Raw genomic sequence first — 16,843 nt, forward strand, 5'->3', positions numbered from 1 at the left:
TACTTACCGCACAGGCTAGGCAGGCCATCCAACTGCGAACGAAGAACGCCGTCGTGAGTAACAGTCATGGATTCCGACCACAAAAAGCCCGACGCATTGGCCGAGCTTTCGACGATCGTCATATCTCTGAGCGCTTGCCATTGCGGAAGAACAGGTAGGTCAGCCCAACGGGAGCGATGAAGATCGCGAACGCCCAGCACAACATAATAGTGAGATATTTCGCGATCACGAACGTTGCGGCGTTCCAGTAAAACTGGTTGTTTCCGACAATGTAGTTAACCACGCTCTCGTATACGAACCTTGCGTAGGGATACAGTACGGTGTTGATCAACACGAAGGTGATGAAGCCAAAATTTGGTTGGTGCTTGCCGCTGACTGACACGGCGATTAGCAGTGCGGCGATGACAGCACCGAACAAAAAGTGCCGCAGATACACCGGACCGCTCAACCCGCCAAACGTTTTCGCAAATAACGATGAGATTCCCTTCTAAATGATGATGATTCCGCCATCATATAGACATCACCCAAATCTCAAAAGTCTGCGTGTCAACAAAAAGCCCCAACGAGTCGTCGGGGCTTTTTCGTCTGGGTGTCGCGCTGAAACAGCTGAACACCGTGCCATGAAAACAGGTCGTTATCCGCGTGGAAAGACTTTTTTACGCCGCTTCACGAATCCCTTCCACGGCACAGTCAATCCAGGCAACACCGGCCTTGATGATCTCCCTGGCCTTCGCCTCACCGATGCCGTTCTCCCTGCCGATGCGGAGTGCCGGCCACTTGGCGCCGAAGTAAAGCCAGATGAAATTGCCCATCTGGTCGTCTCGGTTGATCAGGCGCGATACGGCGCCGTCGATGATCAAGGCCAGGTCATCTGTGAGCGAGTACTGCTTCACCCCGCCTTCGCACGGAACGTTGTCGCGCATCAGGGCATAGAGGGGAGACACATACCGCGGCACGCCCATCCCATCCATCCGCCAGTAGCCCCACTGCTCCAGCAGCCATTCGGTATCACCCAGGGGCTTGCCAATATACGTTCGCTTCTTCATGCGGCTTTCCTCGGGGTTGGTTCATACATACCGAAAAGCTCACGGAGCAGCTTGTCAGCGATTTTACTTTTCGCGTTGCCCTCGGCAATCCAAAGTCGGGCGAAGGCCTCGAAGCCCAAGCTCGACCTCGATGCGTGCCAGTCGGCGACGACATCCATAAAGGCAGCGGAGCCGATCCGGCCATTGGGCTTTTCCAGCAGCAGTCGGTTGCCCTGCTTGAGGAACTTGCACTCGATCGGCGTCAAGCTTTTGCGCGGCAATGCCGCTGTTACGTTACTCATTGCCGTCTCCTGGCTGGTGGTCGGGTTTGGTACTGGACGAGTTATCGAGCGCCTTTTCGCTTAATAACCTCCTCCTCTGAGGTGGATACTGATCGACGCTGGAGGCCGCGTTATTCATGGCTTCCTGTGTTTCATCGGTGCCTTCGTGTCTCGCATATGTCCCACTGTGCAAAGCATTGAAACCGCGTTCATCGAGCCAGGCGTGCCACTGCTCCAGCGCTTGGCGTTTGAGCTGTTCCGCCGAGGTGTGGATGTACGCCTGATCGAGATCTTTCATTGCGTGGTTCAGCAGCAGCTCGCCGACCATGTAGTCGACACCCAAGTCAGTCCACGCGGTTCGAGCCACCTTACGCAGGTCATGGCTGGACCATTCGCCTCGTGACAGGCTGGTGAACATGGTGCTGGCCTTGGTCGCGCTCAATGAACGCCCGGGGCTGCCCGGGAACAGAAAGGGGCCGGTGTAGCCCGATGAACGCTGTCGCACCCGATACCGCTCCAGCAGCGCGCACGCCGAGTCGGTCAGCGGCAGTGTGTGTGACGCCTTGGTCTTGGTGTCGGCCGCGGGGATGAACCACTTGCCCGTGGTCGTGTTGACGTTCTTCCACCGAGCCATTCGGGTCTCACCGATGCGAGTACCGTGACAGAGCATCAATGCCGCGAGCATGGACACTCCCGGCTCCTCTTCGAAGCGCTCCGCCAGCATCGCCAACAGATCCGGTACGTCATCGCTATGCAGGCGCGCAGCCTTCGCCTTGATCTTCGCCCGAACAAAGTCGGTGAACTCCAAGCCGGCCAGCGGGTTGGTAGGCAACAGGTCGAGTCGAAAGGCCTGACGCACCGCCACACCGAGCACGCCCCAAACCGAACGCACGAACGACAGCTGATAACGCTCTTGCAGCGGCATCATCAGCTGGCGGTCAATGGCGGGTCGGTCCAGATCGGCCAACGGTAAATTGTCCAAACGCGGGTGCAGGTGACACTTCAGCGCCGACTTGGCACTGGCTTTTCGCTTCTCAGACAGTGAGCGGTCTCGGGTCATCCGGTCCTGGTACCATTCCAGCAATTCCCCAACCGTCGACCAGGTGCTGGCGATGGATTTGGCCGCAGGGTCAGCGGACCTTCGAACGAGGATGGCCGGTAGCGTGGCCACCATTGCCTTGGCGCTGATGTCGGGATAATTCCCGGCCTTCCCCCACTTCCTGCCAACTACGACGTGCCAAGAGCCTTTGGTGCGATCGACGGTCGAATACCGGAATCTGAGTGACGGGTGTCGAGGATCTCTCAGCTGAGCCACATCACCGGGTCCATGCCGGCGAATTTCGGCATCGGTCAGGGTGACCTGCAGAGTCTTAGGCTTGAGCATGGCGCCCTCCTTTGCCGTTGAACTTGCTGGCGAAAGGGCGGGCCATCTCAACCTCTTCATTGGATGGATACGGGTTGCCCTCAAAGTTGACAAACCGCCCGAACTCACCCTGCTGCTGAACCACGCAACTGCCGACCTTGGCGTGACGACATTTGGTCATCAGGAGCTCTGTCACGCCGTTCTGCCCCTCTTCTGAATCCATGTCCCGATGGACCATGATGATGCAGCTCGCGTCCGCTTCGATCTCGCCAGAGTCACGTAAATCGCTGGACTGAGGCTTTTTGCCTACGCGCTTGGTCGAGTCGCGATTGAGTTGAGCGAGCTCCAAAACTGGAACGTCCAGTTCCTTAGCAAGACGGAGAAGTGCCTTGCTGATCTTGCCAACCTCCTCCGTCCGACTTCGCCCAGGCCTCTCGGATTGGATCAGGCCCAGATAGTCGACGACGATCCCGGCCAAACCGTGTTCGCGCTGGCACTTTCGCGAGGTCGCGCGAATGGTCGTCGGCGTCTGCACAGCGTCGTCACAGATGAACAAAGGGGCTCCGTTGGCCTTGGCCACGGCGCTGACCATCTTTGCCCAGTCGTCGTCTTCCATTTTTTGAGGGTTATCGAGGCGCCGAAGGTCGACCCCGCCCAGTGAGGCGATCGCTCTTACACCTAATTCCTCACCCGGCATCTCTATGGAAAAAACAAGCCAAGGCTTTTTCGCGACAATGGCGTTGTGTTGCGCGATCTGGAGCGCGAGGGTCGTCTTCCCACTACCTGGTAGGCCGGCGATCACAGTGACCTTTTTTGATCTCACGCCTTGCATCAGCTCATCAAGAGCGACGAGACCGGTTGAAGGCCAGGACGGCATCCGGCCATTGAGCTTGTCGTCAACGGTGTCCGCAGCGCGCCCCATCAACTGGTCAAGACGGTAATAGCTGGGACCGTCGTCATCAAGGTCGCGCAGATCAGCCGTGGCTTGCTGGGCCATGGCAATGATTTCGGAGAGTGGACGGTTCTGGCTGGCAAGATCACGAATGACCTCGCCAACCTCTACGGCTTGGCGCAGGACCGCCCGCTCTCGAACGTGGCGAGCATATGCCTTCCAATTGGCAGTGCTGGGTACGTTCTTGGCGATCTCGACAGCAAAGGCCAACATACTCCCGCCGTGCGGCAACACTGGTCGTAGAACCCCCACTGTCACTGGATCAATGGGATCACCGGCTGCCTGGCAATCGATAATCGCCTGATACAGCGCAGCATTTTCCAAGTCATGGAAATCAGAGACTTGAACCTTGCTGGTGATTTCGTCGAACAGCGAGGGGTCCATCATGATCGCGCCAAGGACGCCATGTTCTGCCTCGATGCTGAACAGTTCGCGATATTCGCTCATACGCGCCTCCGCTCGGATTCCCAAGTGAACCCGGCCAGCAGCGCTTTGTTTTCGCGCAGCCGGTCAAGCGCTCGCTCGCCGATGTATTGACCAAGCCCCTTCGCGTCCATGTTCGATACCACCACCGTCGGCCGGACTAACTGATAACGACGGTCAAACACCTCGTGCAGCACTGCGAGTTCGTATGCAGTCCCGGCCTGGGCGCCGACTTCGTCGATCACCAACAAGTCCAAGTCAGCAAGTTCGGCAATGACGTCGCGCTCGCTGTACCCCGCGCTGCGATCCATTGAGCCTTTGAAGACCCGGATGATCTCCGCCGCCGATGTGATAACTGCGACGGCGCCGAGCTGCCGAACAACCTGCTGGACGATGCTGCTAGCCAGGTGCGTTTTACCAGTGCCGACGTTGCCGCATAACAGCAGGTTGCGGCCGTCTCGGTAGTGATCACCGAAGTTATCGGCGTAGCCCTTGCAGATCGCCAGCGCCTGGGCCATGGCCGAACTATCTGCGCGGTAATTGGCGAACATGCTGTCGGCGAAGCGTGGTGTTATGCCCGTCGCTACCAGAGCGCTGTTTACGCGCTCGGCACTATCGTGAGCCACTGCTTCCTGGTGCTCTTCGCTGTCCACAGTTGCGAGACGCAGAGCGTGCCACTGGCATGCTTTGCAGGGGCGAACCTTCGGCGACCCGTCAAACTGCTCAACTTCGGAACGGACGACGTCACCATGCACAGGACACGTCCCCGGAAAAACTCGAGTAGTGGGCGACCGGCGAAAATTAAAATGCTGGGCCATTTTCGCCTCCTTGATACATCTCCGCGGTGTGGACGGGCAGGTCTGTGTAGCTCGAGGAATTACCGGCGCTGGCAGGCCGAAGAACATCGGTCCATCGCTCGCCATTGAGCCAGGTGGAGGCATTTGGAATGTATCGGCCGCCTTCCTTTTTCCAATCCACGGAAATGCAATGTTTGCCCAGAGCAGTGATCAGGGTTTGGCGAAGGTCGTCGTCGGGTTTCAGTTTCGCCCACGCCTTCAAAGCTTCCTTGCGGCTCTTCTTTTTCGGGTACATCTTCCAGAACGCTTCGAACCCTTCTAGTGGCTCTGGGCTGCCCATAGGTTTAGGTTCATTGACTGGTTCAGAAGGGTTACTGGTTCTGGTGCTTTCTGGGCCTACACCCCCTGTGCTTTCTGGGCCTACAGGTATGCGTTCTGGGCCTACCCCCCTAAGGGTCAGGTAGTACAGGTTTGACGAGTTTCCCTTTGGGCCGTCGCGGTTCTCGATACGCAACAGTTTCTGCGCGTGCAATTGCTTGATGTGCCTACGCACTGTGCTGCGATCGATCTCACATTGGTCGGCGATATGCTGATAGGACGGCCAGCATTCCCCCTGGTCGTTGGCGTTATCGGCCAGTTTGATCAGCACCAGTTTGCGCAGCGGGTTGCCCACCTTCGTTTTCATGGCTTTGACCATCAATTCCATGCTCATAGGTCGAGCTCCCGACACACGCGACGTACGAAGTCGTCATACCCTTCGGTCATCACCAGCCCCTGATTTTCAAGCGCCTCCCGGTAGGCCGTTGCGCTGCCATACAAGACCCAGCGCTCCCGCTCAGGCAAGTTCTTGAACGCGGTGTAGGTAGGCCACGGGCCTGCGATCACAGACACCGGGCCTTTTTCTGCGGTTGTAGTTTGAGGTCGGCAGCTCATTGGAGTGTCTCAACTTTGACTTCCACCAGCTTTTCGCGGGTGAACGGAGAGCCAGGACCGAACAGATCAGGAAGATCACCCTCGGGCGCGGTTTTTATCCAGTCCATCATCGTCGCAAAGCAGGCCTCAAAGAGCGGGCCGCCTTCCCCCCATGCCTCTTGCTTTTGGTTTGCGCTGTTCTCGAGCCTGCCCACGTATATGAACCCGGCCAAACTCTGCTCTTCATTAACTGAGGCGTCATACCGGTGTATGGGGTTGATGCTCAGGAGGTCGCAGATCCCGTCAAAACCGATCGTCTCAAACACACGGTCCGAGTCTTTGATCAGGTGGTAGCCAAAGCCCACGAGGCCTTGTTTGATCTGCAGCATTTCTTCTTCGCGATGAGTTCTGGCTTTCGTCATCAGCGTATCGATCTGCCCCTGAGTAAACGGCAAGTAGGCTTTGAGCTTCCCGGCTTCGCGTCTGAAAACTCGACGCTCTACTCGAATCAAATCACGATGACGAAGACTGATGCGGATGCAACGTTGCATCAGGATGAACATGGCGCGCGGTGGGAGGTTCGGCTTGCGAGCGATACTGGCAATCTTTTTGGCTACCTTCAGACGGATATTGTTCATAGGGACGTCTCCGAGTTGAATTTGGTGTAGGAAAAGCGACCGTCCCAAGTCTTTTTCATGGGTAGCTTTTGGTTCATGTAGAGGTCGTGAAGCTTCTTGGCGCCGTCGATCAGCAGCACCAGGTCATAGCGGGTGAACGTCGATTGCCCCTCGCCCTTGATCTGCCGGGGCTTTTCAGTCAGCCACTTCTTCTCGCGAGTGCGGCTGTACACCCGGTAATGCGGTCGACTTTCAGCGTCGGCATCGTTGAATACCCAGCGCATCTCCATGAGGGAGTGCGAGATCAGCGAGCAGTTGACCCCGTTGAGGCGCTTCACAAACTGGAACGGGGTCTCACCGTGCATGAAGAAATTTTCAAGGCTCTCAATCTTGGCGGCATGGTGTTGGTTTTCCAGCGCCAGCACCTCGTTCCGCTCTTCCAGATCGGCGGCCAGGCGCATCGCCTCGGCGCGGGTCCGTGGGATAACGAAAGCCCTCGGCCGGAAATAGTTGCTCACTAACTGGCGCTGCACCTTCCAGGCAAGATCGTCGGTCAGTGACTTGACTAACATCAGGTAACCTTGCTCGGTCAAAAACGTGACGTCCTCCCGAGCCTTTGTCGAAATTTCGATGGTTTTGTGCCGACGGATTTCGTCGACGCAAACCTTGAAGTAGTCCTCTCCCTCAATGAGGCGTTCACGGTGCTCGCGGAAGTTGCGGCCGGCGGTGCCCTCGGCACGCTCATGGACCTGATCAATCATTGCTAGCGTGACAACCCGATGGCCGTCGTACTCGACGATGGGCATGGTGGTGTTGTGAATGGTGATCACACTCATTGCACGCTCCCTGCATCGATCGCGTCGTGCGAAGCGGCGGCCAGGCGATGCGGCCAGAGAAAATTGCGAGTATCGAACGTGATTGACTCCAGCCGACTCTCGATCTCTGTAGCTATCGGGTTGCTCCAGCCGCCTTCGAGCGACGGCACGATTTGCGCCAGCAAGATCGATCGCAGCTCGCGGAAGGTTGCGCGCGCCGCGTTCAGCTTGGCCATTTGTTCAGCGCTGACTGTCACGTCGGCCAGCAGCTCACCCTCAATTACGAGAACAGAAGGAAAGCTGTTCATTGGGCGGCCGCCGTTGCTGATCCCGCGCCTTTCTGAACCGACCAAACCAGCGCGCTGACCGTTTCTGCGAGGAACCCCAATGCTGTCATGCCATCGCAATAGGTCATTTCGCCCATGTTCAAGCTGTCGTGCATGTGGCGGCAAAGCTGGCCGAGGCCAGAAGAAAGAACCTTGGCGGTTTCAAGGGCGTCTTCAGCAGCAATACCTGGGGAAATTTGAAGAATTTGAAGACCTTTGTTATCGATAGGGGTCTCCAAGAATCCGACCGTGACTGTTCGCAGGTCTTGCGCAGGATGCGGCGCGGTGCTATTTTTTGAACTCATTTTGGTTTTCCAGAAGCAAAGTGATACCGAGACACCCGTTGGCGCGGGTGCCGACTTGAAGGCTCGACTTAGGTCGGGCTTTTTTGTGTCCGGTCGTTTTATGTTGCGTCAACAACCTCGCACGAAAATTTGAGATGCAACCCCCGATTACGGCGGGTCTGTATTTGTAGGTTTGAGCGACATATCACGCTTCCTTGAAAACGCAATCGGCGCTTTTTTGTGGGGGGCGCTATTCAACTTAACGTCCGAGCTCAGTTTTCCAAGGGCGAATGAAAATATTTTTCGAGCGGCCTTAATGAACCAATGAATTCGGCTGGGGGCGGGAATATGGCTCATCCAGATATCTGCTCGTTACTGGATGAACTTCCAGCATTGTCAGCAGACTGACCAAAGGCGCGAAGCGGACGTACAGTGTCGTCCAGGGTCGGCAGTGAACTTGCCAGTGACGGCCTCAGCTGCGCAGCAGTGAACTGACCAGCAGTTTTGATTTGCACAAGAAAGGCGATGTCAGCGGAGCAGCCGTGAATTCCGCGCGCCCACCCACTGACGGTCCCCTGAGTGACACCAAGCGCTTTAGCCGTGGCAACTTGGCCGCCGAAGTAGTCGACCAAGCGATTGAAAATATTCGTCATCTTCGCAGCCGAATAGAGGTATGCCTTTAATGTATTTTAAAGGAACACCTTTTTGCAAGAAAAAAGGTAAACCATTAGATTGAGCAGCTATGGAACTCAAAGACCGTCTCAAATACGCCCGTAAGCGGGCAGGCCTCACACAGTCTGAGCTTGCGGAGCGAGCGGGCATAAAGCAGGCATCCGTTTCAGAAATCGAGCGTGGTATCTCTCGTACAAGTGGTCACCTTGTTAGGATTGCTACGATCTGTGATGTGGACGCATTGTGGCTGTCCGAAGGCGTAGGCGAACCCCACGATGGAGCAGGGATTGAAGGTTTTTCAGACAACCCTCCTGCCACCTCTGCGGATCAAGTCCGTGCGATGCTGACCAGAATCGGCAGTGGACTGTCAGAAACCGCCAGAAAGCAGATTCTGGCGGCAGTGAACGAAACAGCCCCCGCTGCAGATGTAATCGCTGCGCACACCGGGAACGTTATCGCAGGTGATTTCTCGCGGCCGGACTTGGTCGGTGATGAAGTTTGGATTGCTCACTACGATGTTCGCGCGGCTATGGGTGGTGGACAGATCACTCATGACTATCCTGAGATGCTTAAGGACATCAGGATAAGCCCGAGTCATCTCAGGTCGTTGGGAGTGGAATTTGACGAGCACTATCACCTGAAGATGATCACCGGCTGGGGTCAATCAATGGCACCAACCATCAAACATGGTGATCCGTTAATCGTGGACATCCATATCCGTGAGTTCATCGGCGACGGGGTCTATTTCTTTTCTTGGGACGGCCACGTCTACGTCAAGCGCCTGCAGATTGCCGATGAAGAGCATTTCGAGATGATTTCTGACAACACACGTCATAAGGACCGGTTGATCCGTAGGGACATGACGTACATTCAGGCACGAGTGCTTCTGGTTTGGAACGCCCATCTTCTGTGACGGAGCTGTTCCAGAAAGCCCGCTTCGAGCGGGCTTTTTGCTGCCTGTCAGAAAGGCGCTGGCTCCTCAAGCGGTTCGAAAACCTCGACTGGCCGATCTTCTTCGGCGCTTTCTTCCCACTTAAGCGTCACCGACTCATCTTCGTTGAATATTATGTCGATGCCGTCCGATTCTGAAAGCACACCCATCACCTCTTCCCACTCCCTATCCCCATCTGTATCCAGCCGGTGAATCGTCACTTCGCGCCTGCTCTGGGCAATCGGATGATTAATCATCGACGAAACCCTGAGCTCTAGGCGCTCCTTCGGATGCATTTCTTGTTGTACTGCAGGCTTTGTCTTTTTTTGTGCCGTCGCCATAACCACTCCGTAAGCTGTATGTATATCCAGTAATTGAAAGCCTACCCAAAATTCTGCGGTCAGGGGAACACCTATAAAAAATAAAGGTATAACTGTTGACGAAAAATAAAGGCAAGCCTATATTCAAATTACATCGAATCAGCACGGAGCTACACACATGAACGTATTAACGCTTGGGAATTGGACCGGGCACTTGGGTATGGGTCTCGCTGAACGCGAGCTTCAATGTGTAATGGCAATTGCAGGAGGCGGCACCAGTAAAGAAATTGCCCGCACGCTGGGTATAGCGACTGCCACAGTAGATAAACGTATTTTAAGTGCCAGCACGAAACTTGGTGTTATTAGGCGCGCGGCGCTCGTTGCTGAAGCCATGCGCCGTGGTTTGATCGCATTTTCGACTGGTATGACACCTTCCCCGCAGCACCATGACCAGGATTCTCACAATGGTGTTTTCATCGCGTGATCAGCGGCGTGCGCCTGCAGCACGCGGGCGTAGTCCAGTGATCAGCGATCCGCTGACCCTCTAAGCAAAAACAGATTTTTGCGAAAGCCAACAACGCGGCCGGGATTCGCTCGGCCTTAAAAAGGAGCAACACCATGTTGATACTCACCCGAAGAGTCGGCGAAACGATCTGTATCGGCGACGACATCACCGTCATGGTGCTCGGCGTCACCGGCTCGCAAGTGCGCCTGGGCGTCGTAGCGCCGACTCATGTAGCCGTGGATCGAGCCGAGATCCGTGAGCGCAAAATTGCAAACCCGCGCGGCGTCGTCTTGGACGGGCGTGATCCAACTGCCGAGGAATCCTCGGTAGTTGCTGAACCCCCGCTCCTGCAGAAACAGGTATTCGAACTATGAACACGGGCACACACAAACCCACGGCCGCGGGCAATGAGTTTGCCGGGTTGGGTGCCCGCCTCGTTCGACTCGGTCATGCCCTGCAAGAGCCGAGCACCACCGTAAATGAATTGGGGGCTTTGGCCATGGCCTGCGGCATCAACTTTAAATTGCGCGTGGTCGCCGAATCCGGGGAGCGGACCCATGATTAATCTTACCGTTCGACAACGCCATAGAATCAGCGACACTTCGAGCCTTGCCTACTCCCCACAGGAGTGCGGTTGTCATGGTCTCGCCAATCCGCTCGGTGTAAGCCTCTTCGTGAATGATCAGAAGCTTTTCGGAGTAAACACCCACAAACAGCTGTGTAACACCCAGTCTGGAAAGGCGCACCTGCACGTCAATGACGGTGCCGTTATCCATTACCTCGCTGTGCGTTCTATGGTGCAGTTCGCAATCGGCCCACAGCCAAAACGTCGATCCACGATGTGGCATTTTCTCTTGGTCCCTCTTCCCGGAGAACTCGCTAAGGATACGATTAGTCGTTTTAAATACTGCGGGTGCCGTGATGCGTCAATTAATTCTTACGAACATTACAGAAGTAACGTTTTAGCTGAGAGATCGCTCTGCGTGCGTGGAACTTTGCAAATCGTCAAGCACGTGTCGGGGGTGCCCCATGGCTAAAACAATTCTGCGCGTCCGCTTGGGCCCGATCGCGTACTACCTGAATGAGTCATCGACCGGCGCAAAGAACAGCGGCCGGCGATTCATCCTCAGCCGCACATGCAATTACGGCAAAACCAAAGACGGCTGGATCAAAGTGAACACCACCGAGCATCAGCTGCTGGTGGACACCGTCGGTGAGCCGCAACGCTTCGAAGCGTGCGCCGATCTGTACGCAAGCAAGCCGCATCGCTCACATGTCGATCGTCATACCATTCGTGGTTTGGCCGGCAAGTGGGAGGGCGTGGCATTCCCAGCTCGCGTGACGCATGGCGGTGACGCGACACAAAACGCGAACGATGAAAAAGTGTCGCGACACGAAACACGGTGAAGTCATGCGCTATGTGACAGTCAGGAAATTTGCCAACGAATCTGGCTACACAGAAGACGCGATCCGCTCCAAGATCCGTGACGGCATCTGGCGGCTCGGTGAGATATGGATCAAGGCGCCGGATGGCCGGACGCTGCTCGACGTAGAGGGATATGAATCATGGGTAGAGGCGGGAGGGGAGTTCGGGCGGTCTCCGATACGAGTATCGAAATCACGTTCATGTATCGGGGCGTCAGGTGCCGCGAGCGCATCACACTCAAGCCCACCGCCACTAACCTGAAGAAGGCCGAGCAACACAAGGCGGCGATCGAGCACGCGATATCAATCGGCACCTTCGACTACTCGGTGACGTTCCCAGGATCTGGCCGGGCCGCGAAGTTCGCCCCCGAAGCATCGCGAGAAACCATGAACGGTTTTTTGACCAGGTGGCTCGAAGCGAAGAAGAAGCACGTTGCCAGCAGCACCTTCGACGGGTACCGCAAGCTGGTCACCCTGCGCCTGATCCCCGCCCTCGGCGATACCATGCTAGTCGATCTTAAACGCAAGGCGGTGCGCGACTGGCTGGACACGCTGGAGGTTGGCAACAAGACGCTCAGCAATATACAGAGCTGCCTACGGTCCGCGCTCAACGATGCGGCCGAGGAAGAGTTAATCGAACTGAACCCACTCGCCGGCTGGACGTATTCACGTAAGTCCGCACCGCCGAAAGACGATGATGTGGACCCCTTCAGCCCTGAAGAGCAACAGGCGGTGTTGGGCGCCCTCTCCGGCCAGGCTCGCAATATGATGCAGTTCGCCTTGTGGACTGGCCTACGTACCAGTGAACTGGTCGCGCTGGACTGGGGCGACGTCGACTGGCTCCGCGAAGAGCTTATGGTCAGTCGAGCAATGACCCAAGCAAGCAAGGGTACTCCAGAGACAACGAAGACTGCGGCCGGACGACGAAGCGTGAAGTTGCTCAAGCCTGCAATGGAGGCGCTGAAGGCTCAGAAATCCCATACTTTTCTGGCTGACGCCGAAGTTTTTCAGAACCCGCGCACGCTCGAAAGGTGGGCCGGCGATGGGCCGATCCGGAAAACTATGTGGGTCCCGGCGATGAAGAAAGCAGGGGTCCGTTACCGTCGCCCGTACCAAACTCGTCATACCTACGCCTCAATGATGCTGTCTGCAGGCGAGCATCCTATGTGGGTGGCTAAGCAGATGGGGCATACCGACTGGACTATGATCGCTCGGGTGTACGGGAGGTGGATGCCCAGCTCGGACACGACTGCGGGAAGCAGAGCGGAGAGCCTGTTCTCCCCAGTACATAGAGAGAGCGATATCGAGAAGAAAAATGCTGATGGACACCACTAAGAAGGAAAGGCAATCTTGGAGCCGCTGTAGACCCTCGGGCACCTGTCCGGCACAAGGAGCTCCTGAGAGCCTAAAGGATTAGCAAGCTATACCTAACAAGGCATGTAACTAATGGAAGATAGAAGCTACTGGCGACATGAAAGAATAGCTTTTCTCGCACTCTCAACTTTGAAAGGCGTTGGCTTTCGAACACTCTACAAAATTGCTCAATCTGGAGCTAGCTTTATATCCGCGCTCCGAAATCCTAACGAAGTAGGATTAGAAAAATATTTTGGCGATGCTGCAGCCAATAATTTCGATGATCAAAAAAGACTTTGGGATGCTGGATTATCTGAAGCAAAAAAGCTCGCGGCTCTAAATATATATCTATTATTCAGAGACGAGCCACGCTTTCCACAAAAGTTATACAACATACCCGATAGCCCTGAGTGGATTTTCGTTCAAGGAAATATCGATAATTTGTATATGCCAGCTATGTCTATAGTGGGAACCAGAAAACCCTCGGGCGACGGTATTTTCTTAACTAAATTTTTGGTAGCGGCATTAGCTCATCAAAAATGTGTAACAGTAAGTGGACTTGCACTAGGAATTGATCAAACCGCTCATCAAGAGTCAATAAGATACGGCATCCCGACAGTTGCAGTTCTTGGGACAGGGATTTCTGAAAACTACCCCAAGGGATCTGAAATACTAAGAGAGGAAATCATCAGAGCTGGCGGAACGGTCATCAGCGAATACCTTCCAAACCAGTCCTACAGTGCCGAAAATTTCGTGAGGCGAAATCGACTCCAAGCTGCTTTAGGCGACATTCTGTTTCCTACTGAATGGCAGATAAAAAGCGGCACCGCCCACACAGTTAAGTTTGCACACAAATATGATAAAAAAATTGTAAATCTTCACTTACCGCAGAGCTACAGCGGAAAGCCAGAATTGAAATTTTCAGAAGACGCCTACAAATCTTTTTCGCTTGAAATCCCCAAAGACACTCAACTTTTAGTGGGATTGATCGAGCTCTGTGTCGACCCTGATCAGACGCATATCAGTGACCCCCCGGAACATATCGCTGAAGAGCAACCAGCAGTCGAAACTTATGTCGACAAAATCGATTCAACACAGTCTGATGAATCTTCGAGCGAGAATGACAACCCAGACGTCCAACTTTCGCTTTTATAACGGAATCTAGGAGTAAGGATGCTAGCTATAATAACTTCACCGAGCGTTCTTGTGCAGAACGGAGTGCCTTCGCAGCCTATCATTCAGGCTCTAACCAATATCAGTGCCTCTGGCACACCTGTTGGCGTGGCTTCTAATCGCCCTAAGCCCGCATGGTTTGATGCTGCGTTCCAAGGTACTAAAATAATTTTTATACCTACCGACGCTCGCCAGAACGGAAATGTGATAAAAGAAGCAGCAACCCACCTTAAGATACAGCCCTATGATGTACTAGTGCTGGCAGGAAAAACCGAAGACATGCAAATGGCCAAGAATGGCCAAGCAATCCTAATTGCTGCTGGATGGGCTACTGACCGAACCATCCAAGCACTAGGAATAAAAGTTTCGGATGGTGCAGAGTTAGAGTCTATCGTAGGCCTAACGCATGGATGGACCGGGCATTGGTGGTACAAAGGAGAAGAGCCAAAATATCATGCCCGAGCACTGGCGGATCTGTCCGGTTATGGCAGAGATATAACTGCTACTCAACAAAATTTCGCACGAAAACTGACTGCCACAGTCAAGAGTGGTGGAACTCAATTAACAGCACTGTCGTTGTTAGCTTCACGCTCCCTTCTCATAGATGGTATTTACGGGGTACGTGATCTGCTATGGGGCGTATATCCTTCATCTCAAGTTTCTGTAGCTGGCGATAACGAAGTACTCAGTGATTTCACTCACCGGCTGCGCACCACGGTCTCATTGGCTAGATTCGCTAAGCGTGATGAGCCTTTATTTATACGCCATGCCGCATCGGAAAAACGATCGCTTAACCGGGGGGCCGATCGATCGGATCCGACTGACCAGATTACCTCGATGCATCTCAACCCGGAATACAAGTCAAGGCTGCGTGGACGGAACGTCATAATCGTCGACGACTGTACAACTCATGGCCTTTCTTTCGGCGTAGCAGCCGCTTTCTTGCGAGCGGGTGGCGCTATTAGTGTGACTGGTATTGCATTGGGAAAATTCGGGAACACGATGAAATACTTCGACATCGTAATTAACTCGGACCCTTTCAAGCCGGTAAAAGCGAACCAATTTACGTCTGCCCCTAGCAGACCTTTTACCGGTGTCAACGATTCACGTGCTCAACAATCATTGATAACGTTGATTCCGTAATGACAGCAAAATGGCAGCCTTGGCGCTGAAAGCCACGTGTGACAAGGGCTGGATGCGGGTTCAAATCCCCCCGGCTCCACCAAATCCGAAGCAAAACAAAACCCGCCAAGTGCGGGTTTTGTTGCATCTGGGGTCTGGTAATCAGCCTTTGATTGACGGCTCCCTAAATGTTTAGCACCATGGCGCACCGGAATCATTTTGCCACCATCGACTAATACTCGGTGCAAGCAGTGCGTTCGAACGCCTCTACTCTCGCTCCCGAATACGGAAATTCAATGAAAACCCCTCAATTTTTGCTACCCCTTTCATGCTTTGTCGCCCTGTCGCTGCTGACGGGTTGCGCAGCGTCCGTTAAAAGCGGTGGCACTGAGACACTGGCCATTCAACAATCGGCGAAGCAAAATCTGATGGTCAGTTTCCAGGGGAACAGCAAGGTTCAGGAAAATGAAGACTGGCCTCTTTTACAGCGCGACTGGAATGAAGCTCTCAAGACAGAAGCAGCTCGCGCGGGTTATGCACTTACCCATACCCAAACTGTGAGCTCCAACAACAAGGAGGGTGTCGGTATCACCATCAAAGTGACCAATTTTCGTTACCTGACTCCTGGCGCACGTTATGGAGCGGGCGTTATGGTCGGCAATGCATGGGTCAATTCGAGCGCGGATTTTACAGACTTGAAATCCGGAAGCTTGATCGGGACCCGGACATATGACACGTCCTCATCTGCGTGGGAAGGCGTGATGTCTGCTATGACCAAAGAGCAAGTCGAGGCTATCGCTCAGCAAATCATCAGCGACATCAAGAACGCGAAGGTCAAGTAACACCACTCCCCGCACTACTGGCTGCCCACAAAAACAAAACCCGCCGAGTGCGGGTTTTGTTGCTTCTAGTAGTTTGGCCAGACGGAATCGATGCATCGGCGCGTGTGGGAGCTTGCTCGCGCTGCGGTGAAGTCATGCAACGTTAACGGTGAATGACACTCCGATTCGCGAGCAAGCTTGCTCCTACAAAGATGCGGCGTTCAGACGACATTCAACTCCACATCCACCCCATCACGCGTCATGCGCGAATACGGGCAGATCTGATGCGCGGCCTCGGCCAGTTCACGCTTCACGCTGTCCTCCAGCCCGGGAAAATTGACGTTCAATCTCACCGCCAGCTGAAAATTGCCATCCCCGGTTTTGCCCAGATCAACTTCGGCATCCACCGACGTATCCTCCGGCAACCTGATTTTCATTTTGCCCGCCGCCACCTGGATCGCGCCGATGAAACAAGCGGAATAACCCAACGCAAACAGCTGTTCAGGATTGGTCCCAGGTTTGCCTGAACCCGGAGAGCTGAATTTCACGTCCAGCTCGCCGTCGCTGGATTTACCGGTGCCGGTGCGACCGCCGACTGTGTGGGTTTTTGCGGTGTACAGAACAGATTCCAGTGCAGTGCTCATGACGATGACTCCTGATCAGGACGGGTAAGGAGGGGGCCGGAACAGGTCGTCTTTCGTCGGCAGCTCCGACCGTTCAAGCGTA

At 54.7% G+C, this 16,843-nt stretch carries 23 protein-coding genes and 1 pseudogene; 9 read left to right on the plus strand and 15 right to left on the minus strand.

Annotated features, from left to right (window positions below; genetic code table 11):
• Window positions 1-118: 118 nt before the first annotated feature.
• The 13 genes from ACYZTS_RS03890 to ACYZTS_RS03950 form a co-directional block, all read right to left on the minus strand.
• Window positions 119-436: a hypothetical protein gene (locus ACYZTS_RS03890; RefSeq protein WP_461994148.1), complete on the minus strand. Its 318-nt coding sequence runs from the start codon at window positions 434-436 to the stop codon at window positions 119-121.
• A 220-nt stretch (window positions 437-656) separates the two neighbouring features.
• Complete coding sequence (locus tag ACYZTS_RS03895) at window positions 657-1,046, minus strand: antiterminator Q family protein (RefSeq protein WP_461994150.1); 390 nt, start codon at window positions 1,044-1,046, stop codon at window positions 657-659.
• A complete protein-coding gene (locus tag ACYZTS_RS03900) occupies window positions 1,043-1,327 on the minus strand; it encodes a hypothetical protein (protein ID WP_461994152.1) in 285 nt (94 codons plus the stop codon). Before ACYZTS_RS03900 ends, ACYZTS_RS03895 begins: the two co-directional genes overlap by 4 nt.
• Window positions 1,320-2,690 (minus strand): tyrosine-type recombinase/integrase, encoded by a 1,371-nt coding sequence (locus ACYZTS_RS03905; RefSeq protein ID WP_461994154.1) that lies wholly within the window; start codon window positions 2,688-2,690, stop codon window positions 1,320-1,322. The genes ACYZTS_RS03900 and ACYZTS_RS03905 overlap by 8 nt, the downstream gene beginning before the upstream one ends.
• Window positions 2,677-4,068, minus strand: coding sequence for a replicative DNA helicase (locus ACYZTS_RS03910; RefSeq protein WP_461994156.1), 1,392 nt, complete (start codon window positions 4,066-4,068; stop codon window positions 2,677-2,679). Before ACYZTS_RS03910 ends, ACYZTS_RS03905 begins: the two co-directional genes overlap by 14 nt.
• Window positions 4,065-4,862 carry an ATP-binding protein gene (locus ACYZTS_RS03915; RefSeq protein ID WP_461994158.1) on the minus strand — a complete coding sequence of 266 codons (798 nt, stop codon included), beginning with the start codon at window positions 4,860-4,862 and terminating at the stop codon, window positions 4,065-4,067. The genes ACYZTS_RS03910 and ACYZTS_RS03915 overlap by 4 nt, the downstream gene beginning before the upstream one ends.
• Entirely contained in the window at window positions 4,846-5,553 is a 708-nt protein-coding gene (locus ACYZTS_RS03920; RefSeq protein WP_461994160.1) for a helix-turn-helix domain-containing protein, read from the minus strand. The genes ACYZTS_RS03915 and ACYZTS_RS03920 overlap by 17 nt, the downstream gene beginning before the upstream one ends.
• Complete coding sequence (locus tag ACYZTS_RS03925; RefSeq protein ID WP_461994162.1) at window positions 5,550-5,732, minus strand: hypothetical protein; 183 nt, start codon at window positions 5,730-5,732, stop codon at window positions 5,550-5,552. The genes ACYZTS_RS03920 and ACYZTS_RS03925 overlap by 4 nt, the downstream gene beginning before the upstream one ends.
• 38 nt (window positions 5,733-5,770) lie before the next feature.
• Window positions 5,771-6,391, minus strand: coding sequence for a hypothetical protein (locus tag ACYZTS_RS03930; protein ID WP_461994164.1), 621 nt, complete (start codon window positions 6,389-6,391; stop codon window positions 5,771-5,773).
• Entirely contained in the window at window positions 6,388-7,206 is an 819-nt protein-coding gene (locus tag ACYZTS_RS03935) for an ORF6N domain-containing protein (protein ID WP_461994166.1), read from the minus strand. Before ACYZTS_RS03935 ends, ACYZTS_RS03930 begins: the two co-directional genes overlap by 4 nt.
• On the minus strand, window positions 7,203-7,493 hold the full coding sequence (locus ACYZTS_RS03940; RefSeq protein ID WP_461994168.1) for a hypothetical protein: 291 nt from the start codon (window positions 7,491-7,493) through the stop codon (window positions 7,203-7,205). Before ACYZTS_RS03940 ends, ACYZTS_RS03935 begins: the two co-directional genes overlap by 4 nt.
• Complete coding sequence (locus ACYZTS_RS03945; protein ID WP_461994170.1) at window positions 7,490-7,816, minus strand: hypothetical protein; 327 nt, start codon at window positions 7,814-7,816, stop codon at window positions 7,490-7,492. Before ACYZTS_RS03945 ends, ACYZTS_RS03940 begins: the two co-directional genes overlap by 4 nt.
• A gap of 332 nt (window positions 7,817-8,148) precedes the next feature.
• A complete protein-coding gene (locus ACYZTS_RS03950; RefSeq protein ID WP_461994172.1) occupies window positions 8,149-8,448 on the minus strand; it encodes a Cro/CI family transcriptional regulator in 300 nt (99 codons plus the stop codon).
• An 89-nt stretch (window positions 8,449-8,537) separates the two neighbouring features.
• Between ACYZTS_RS03950 and ACYZTS_RS03955 the strand changes: the two genes are divergently transcribed.
• A complete protein-coding gene (locus ACYZTS_RS03955; RefSeq protein WP_461994174.1) occupies window positions 8,538-9,380 on the plus strand; it encodes an XRE family transcriptional regulator in 843 nt (280 codons plus the stop codon).
• Between the two features lie 47 nt (window positions 9,381-9,427).
• Here the strand turns inward: ACYZTS_RS03955 and ACYZTS_RS03960 are convergent, their stop codons facing one another.
• The gene (locus ACYZTS_RS03960; RefSeq protein ID WP_461994176.1) at window positions 9,428-9,739 is read right to left on the minus strand and encodes a DUF1654 domain-containing protein; all 312 of its coding nucleotides are present in this window, start codon (window positions 9,737-9,739) and stop codon (window positions 9,428-9,430) included.
• Window positions 9,740-9,896: 157 nt separating this feature from the next.
• Between ACYZTS_RS03960 and ACYZTS_RS03965 the strand changes: the two genes are divergently transcribed.
• The 8 genes and pseudogenes from ACYZTS_RS03965 (at window position 9,897) to ACYZTS_RS04000 (ending at window position 16,138) form a co-directional block, all read left to right on the plus strand.
• The gene (locus ACYZTS_RS03965) at window positions 9,897-10,202 is read left to right on the plus strand and encodes a LuxR C-terminal-related transcriptional regulator (protein WP_461994178.1); all 306 of its coding nucleotides are present in this window, start codon (window positions 9,897-9,899) and stop codon (window positions 10,200-10,202) included.
• Window positions 10,203-10,336: 134 nt separating this feature from the next.
• Window positions 10,337-10,486, plus strand: a pseudogene (gene csrA / locus ACYZTS_RS03970) (carbon storage regulator CsrA); the annotation flags it as partial.
• Between the two features lie 107 nt (window positions 10,487-10,593).
• A complete protein-coding gene (locus ACYZTS_RS03975; RefSeq protein WP_461994180.1) occupies window positions 10,594-10,788 on the plus strand; it encodes a hypothetical protein in 195 nt (64 codons plus the stop codon).
• A 464-nt stretch (window positions 10,789-11,252) separates the two neighbouring features.
• The gene (locus ACYZTS_RS03980; protein ID WP_461994181.1) at window positions 11,253-11,630 is read left to right on the plus strand and encodes a hypothetical protein; all 378 of its coding nucleotides are present in this window, start codon (window positions 11,253-11,255) and stop codon (window positions 11,628-11,630) included.
• A 159-nt stretch (window positions 11,631-11,789) separates the two neighbouring features.
• Window positions 11,790-12,983 carry an Arm DNA-binding domain-containing protein gene (locus tag ACYZTS_RS03985; protein WP_461994183.1) on the plus strand — a complete coding sequence of 398 codons (1,194 nt, stop codon included), beginning with the start codon at window positions 11,790-11,792 and terminating at the stop codon, window positions 12,981-12,983.
• 111 nt (window positions 12,984-13,094) lie between these two features.
• Window positions 13,095-14,156 carry a DNA-processing protein DprA gene (locus ACYZTS_RS03990; RefSeq protein ID WP_461994185.1) on the plus strand — a complete coding sequence of 354 codons (1,062 nt, stop codon included), beginning with the start codon at window positions 13,095-13,097 and terminating at the stop codon, window positions 14,154-14,156.
• Between the two features lie 126 nt (window positions 14,157-14,282).
• Window positions 14,283-15,317, plus strand: coding sequence for a phosphoribosyltransferase (locus ACYZTS_RS03995; protein ID WP_461994187.1), 1,035 nt, complete (start codon window positions 14,283-14,285; stop codon window positions 15,315-15,317).
• 275 nt (window positions 15,318-15,592) lie between these two features.
• Window positions 15,593-16,138: a hypothetical protein gene (locus tag ACYZTS_RS04000; RefSeq protein ID WP_461994189.1), complete on the plus strand. Its 546-nt coding sequence runs from the start codon at window positions 15,593-15,595 to the stop codon at window positions 16,136-16,138.
• A gap of 200 nt (window positions 16,139-16,338) precedes the next feature.
• Here ACYZTS_RS04000 and ACYZTS_RS04005 read toward each other — a convergent pair whose 3' ends face one another.
• Window positions 16,339-16,761 carry an organic hydroperoxide resistance protein gene (locus ACYZTS_RS04005; protein ID WP_461994191.1) on the minus strand — a complete coding sequence of 141 codons (423 nt, stop codon included), beginning with the start codon at window positions 16,759-16,761 and terminating at the stop codon, window positions 16,339-16,341.
• Between the last annotated feature and the right edge of the window lie 82 nt (window positions 16,762-16,843).

Source organism: Pseudomonas sp. TMB3-21 (assembly GCF_054898145.1).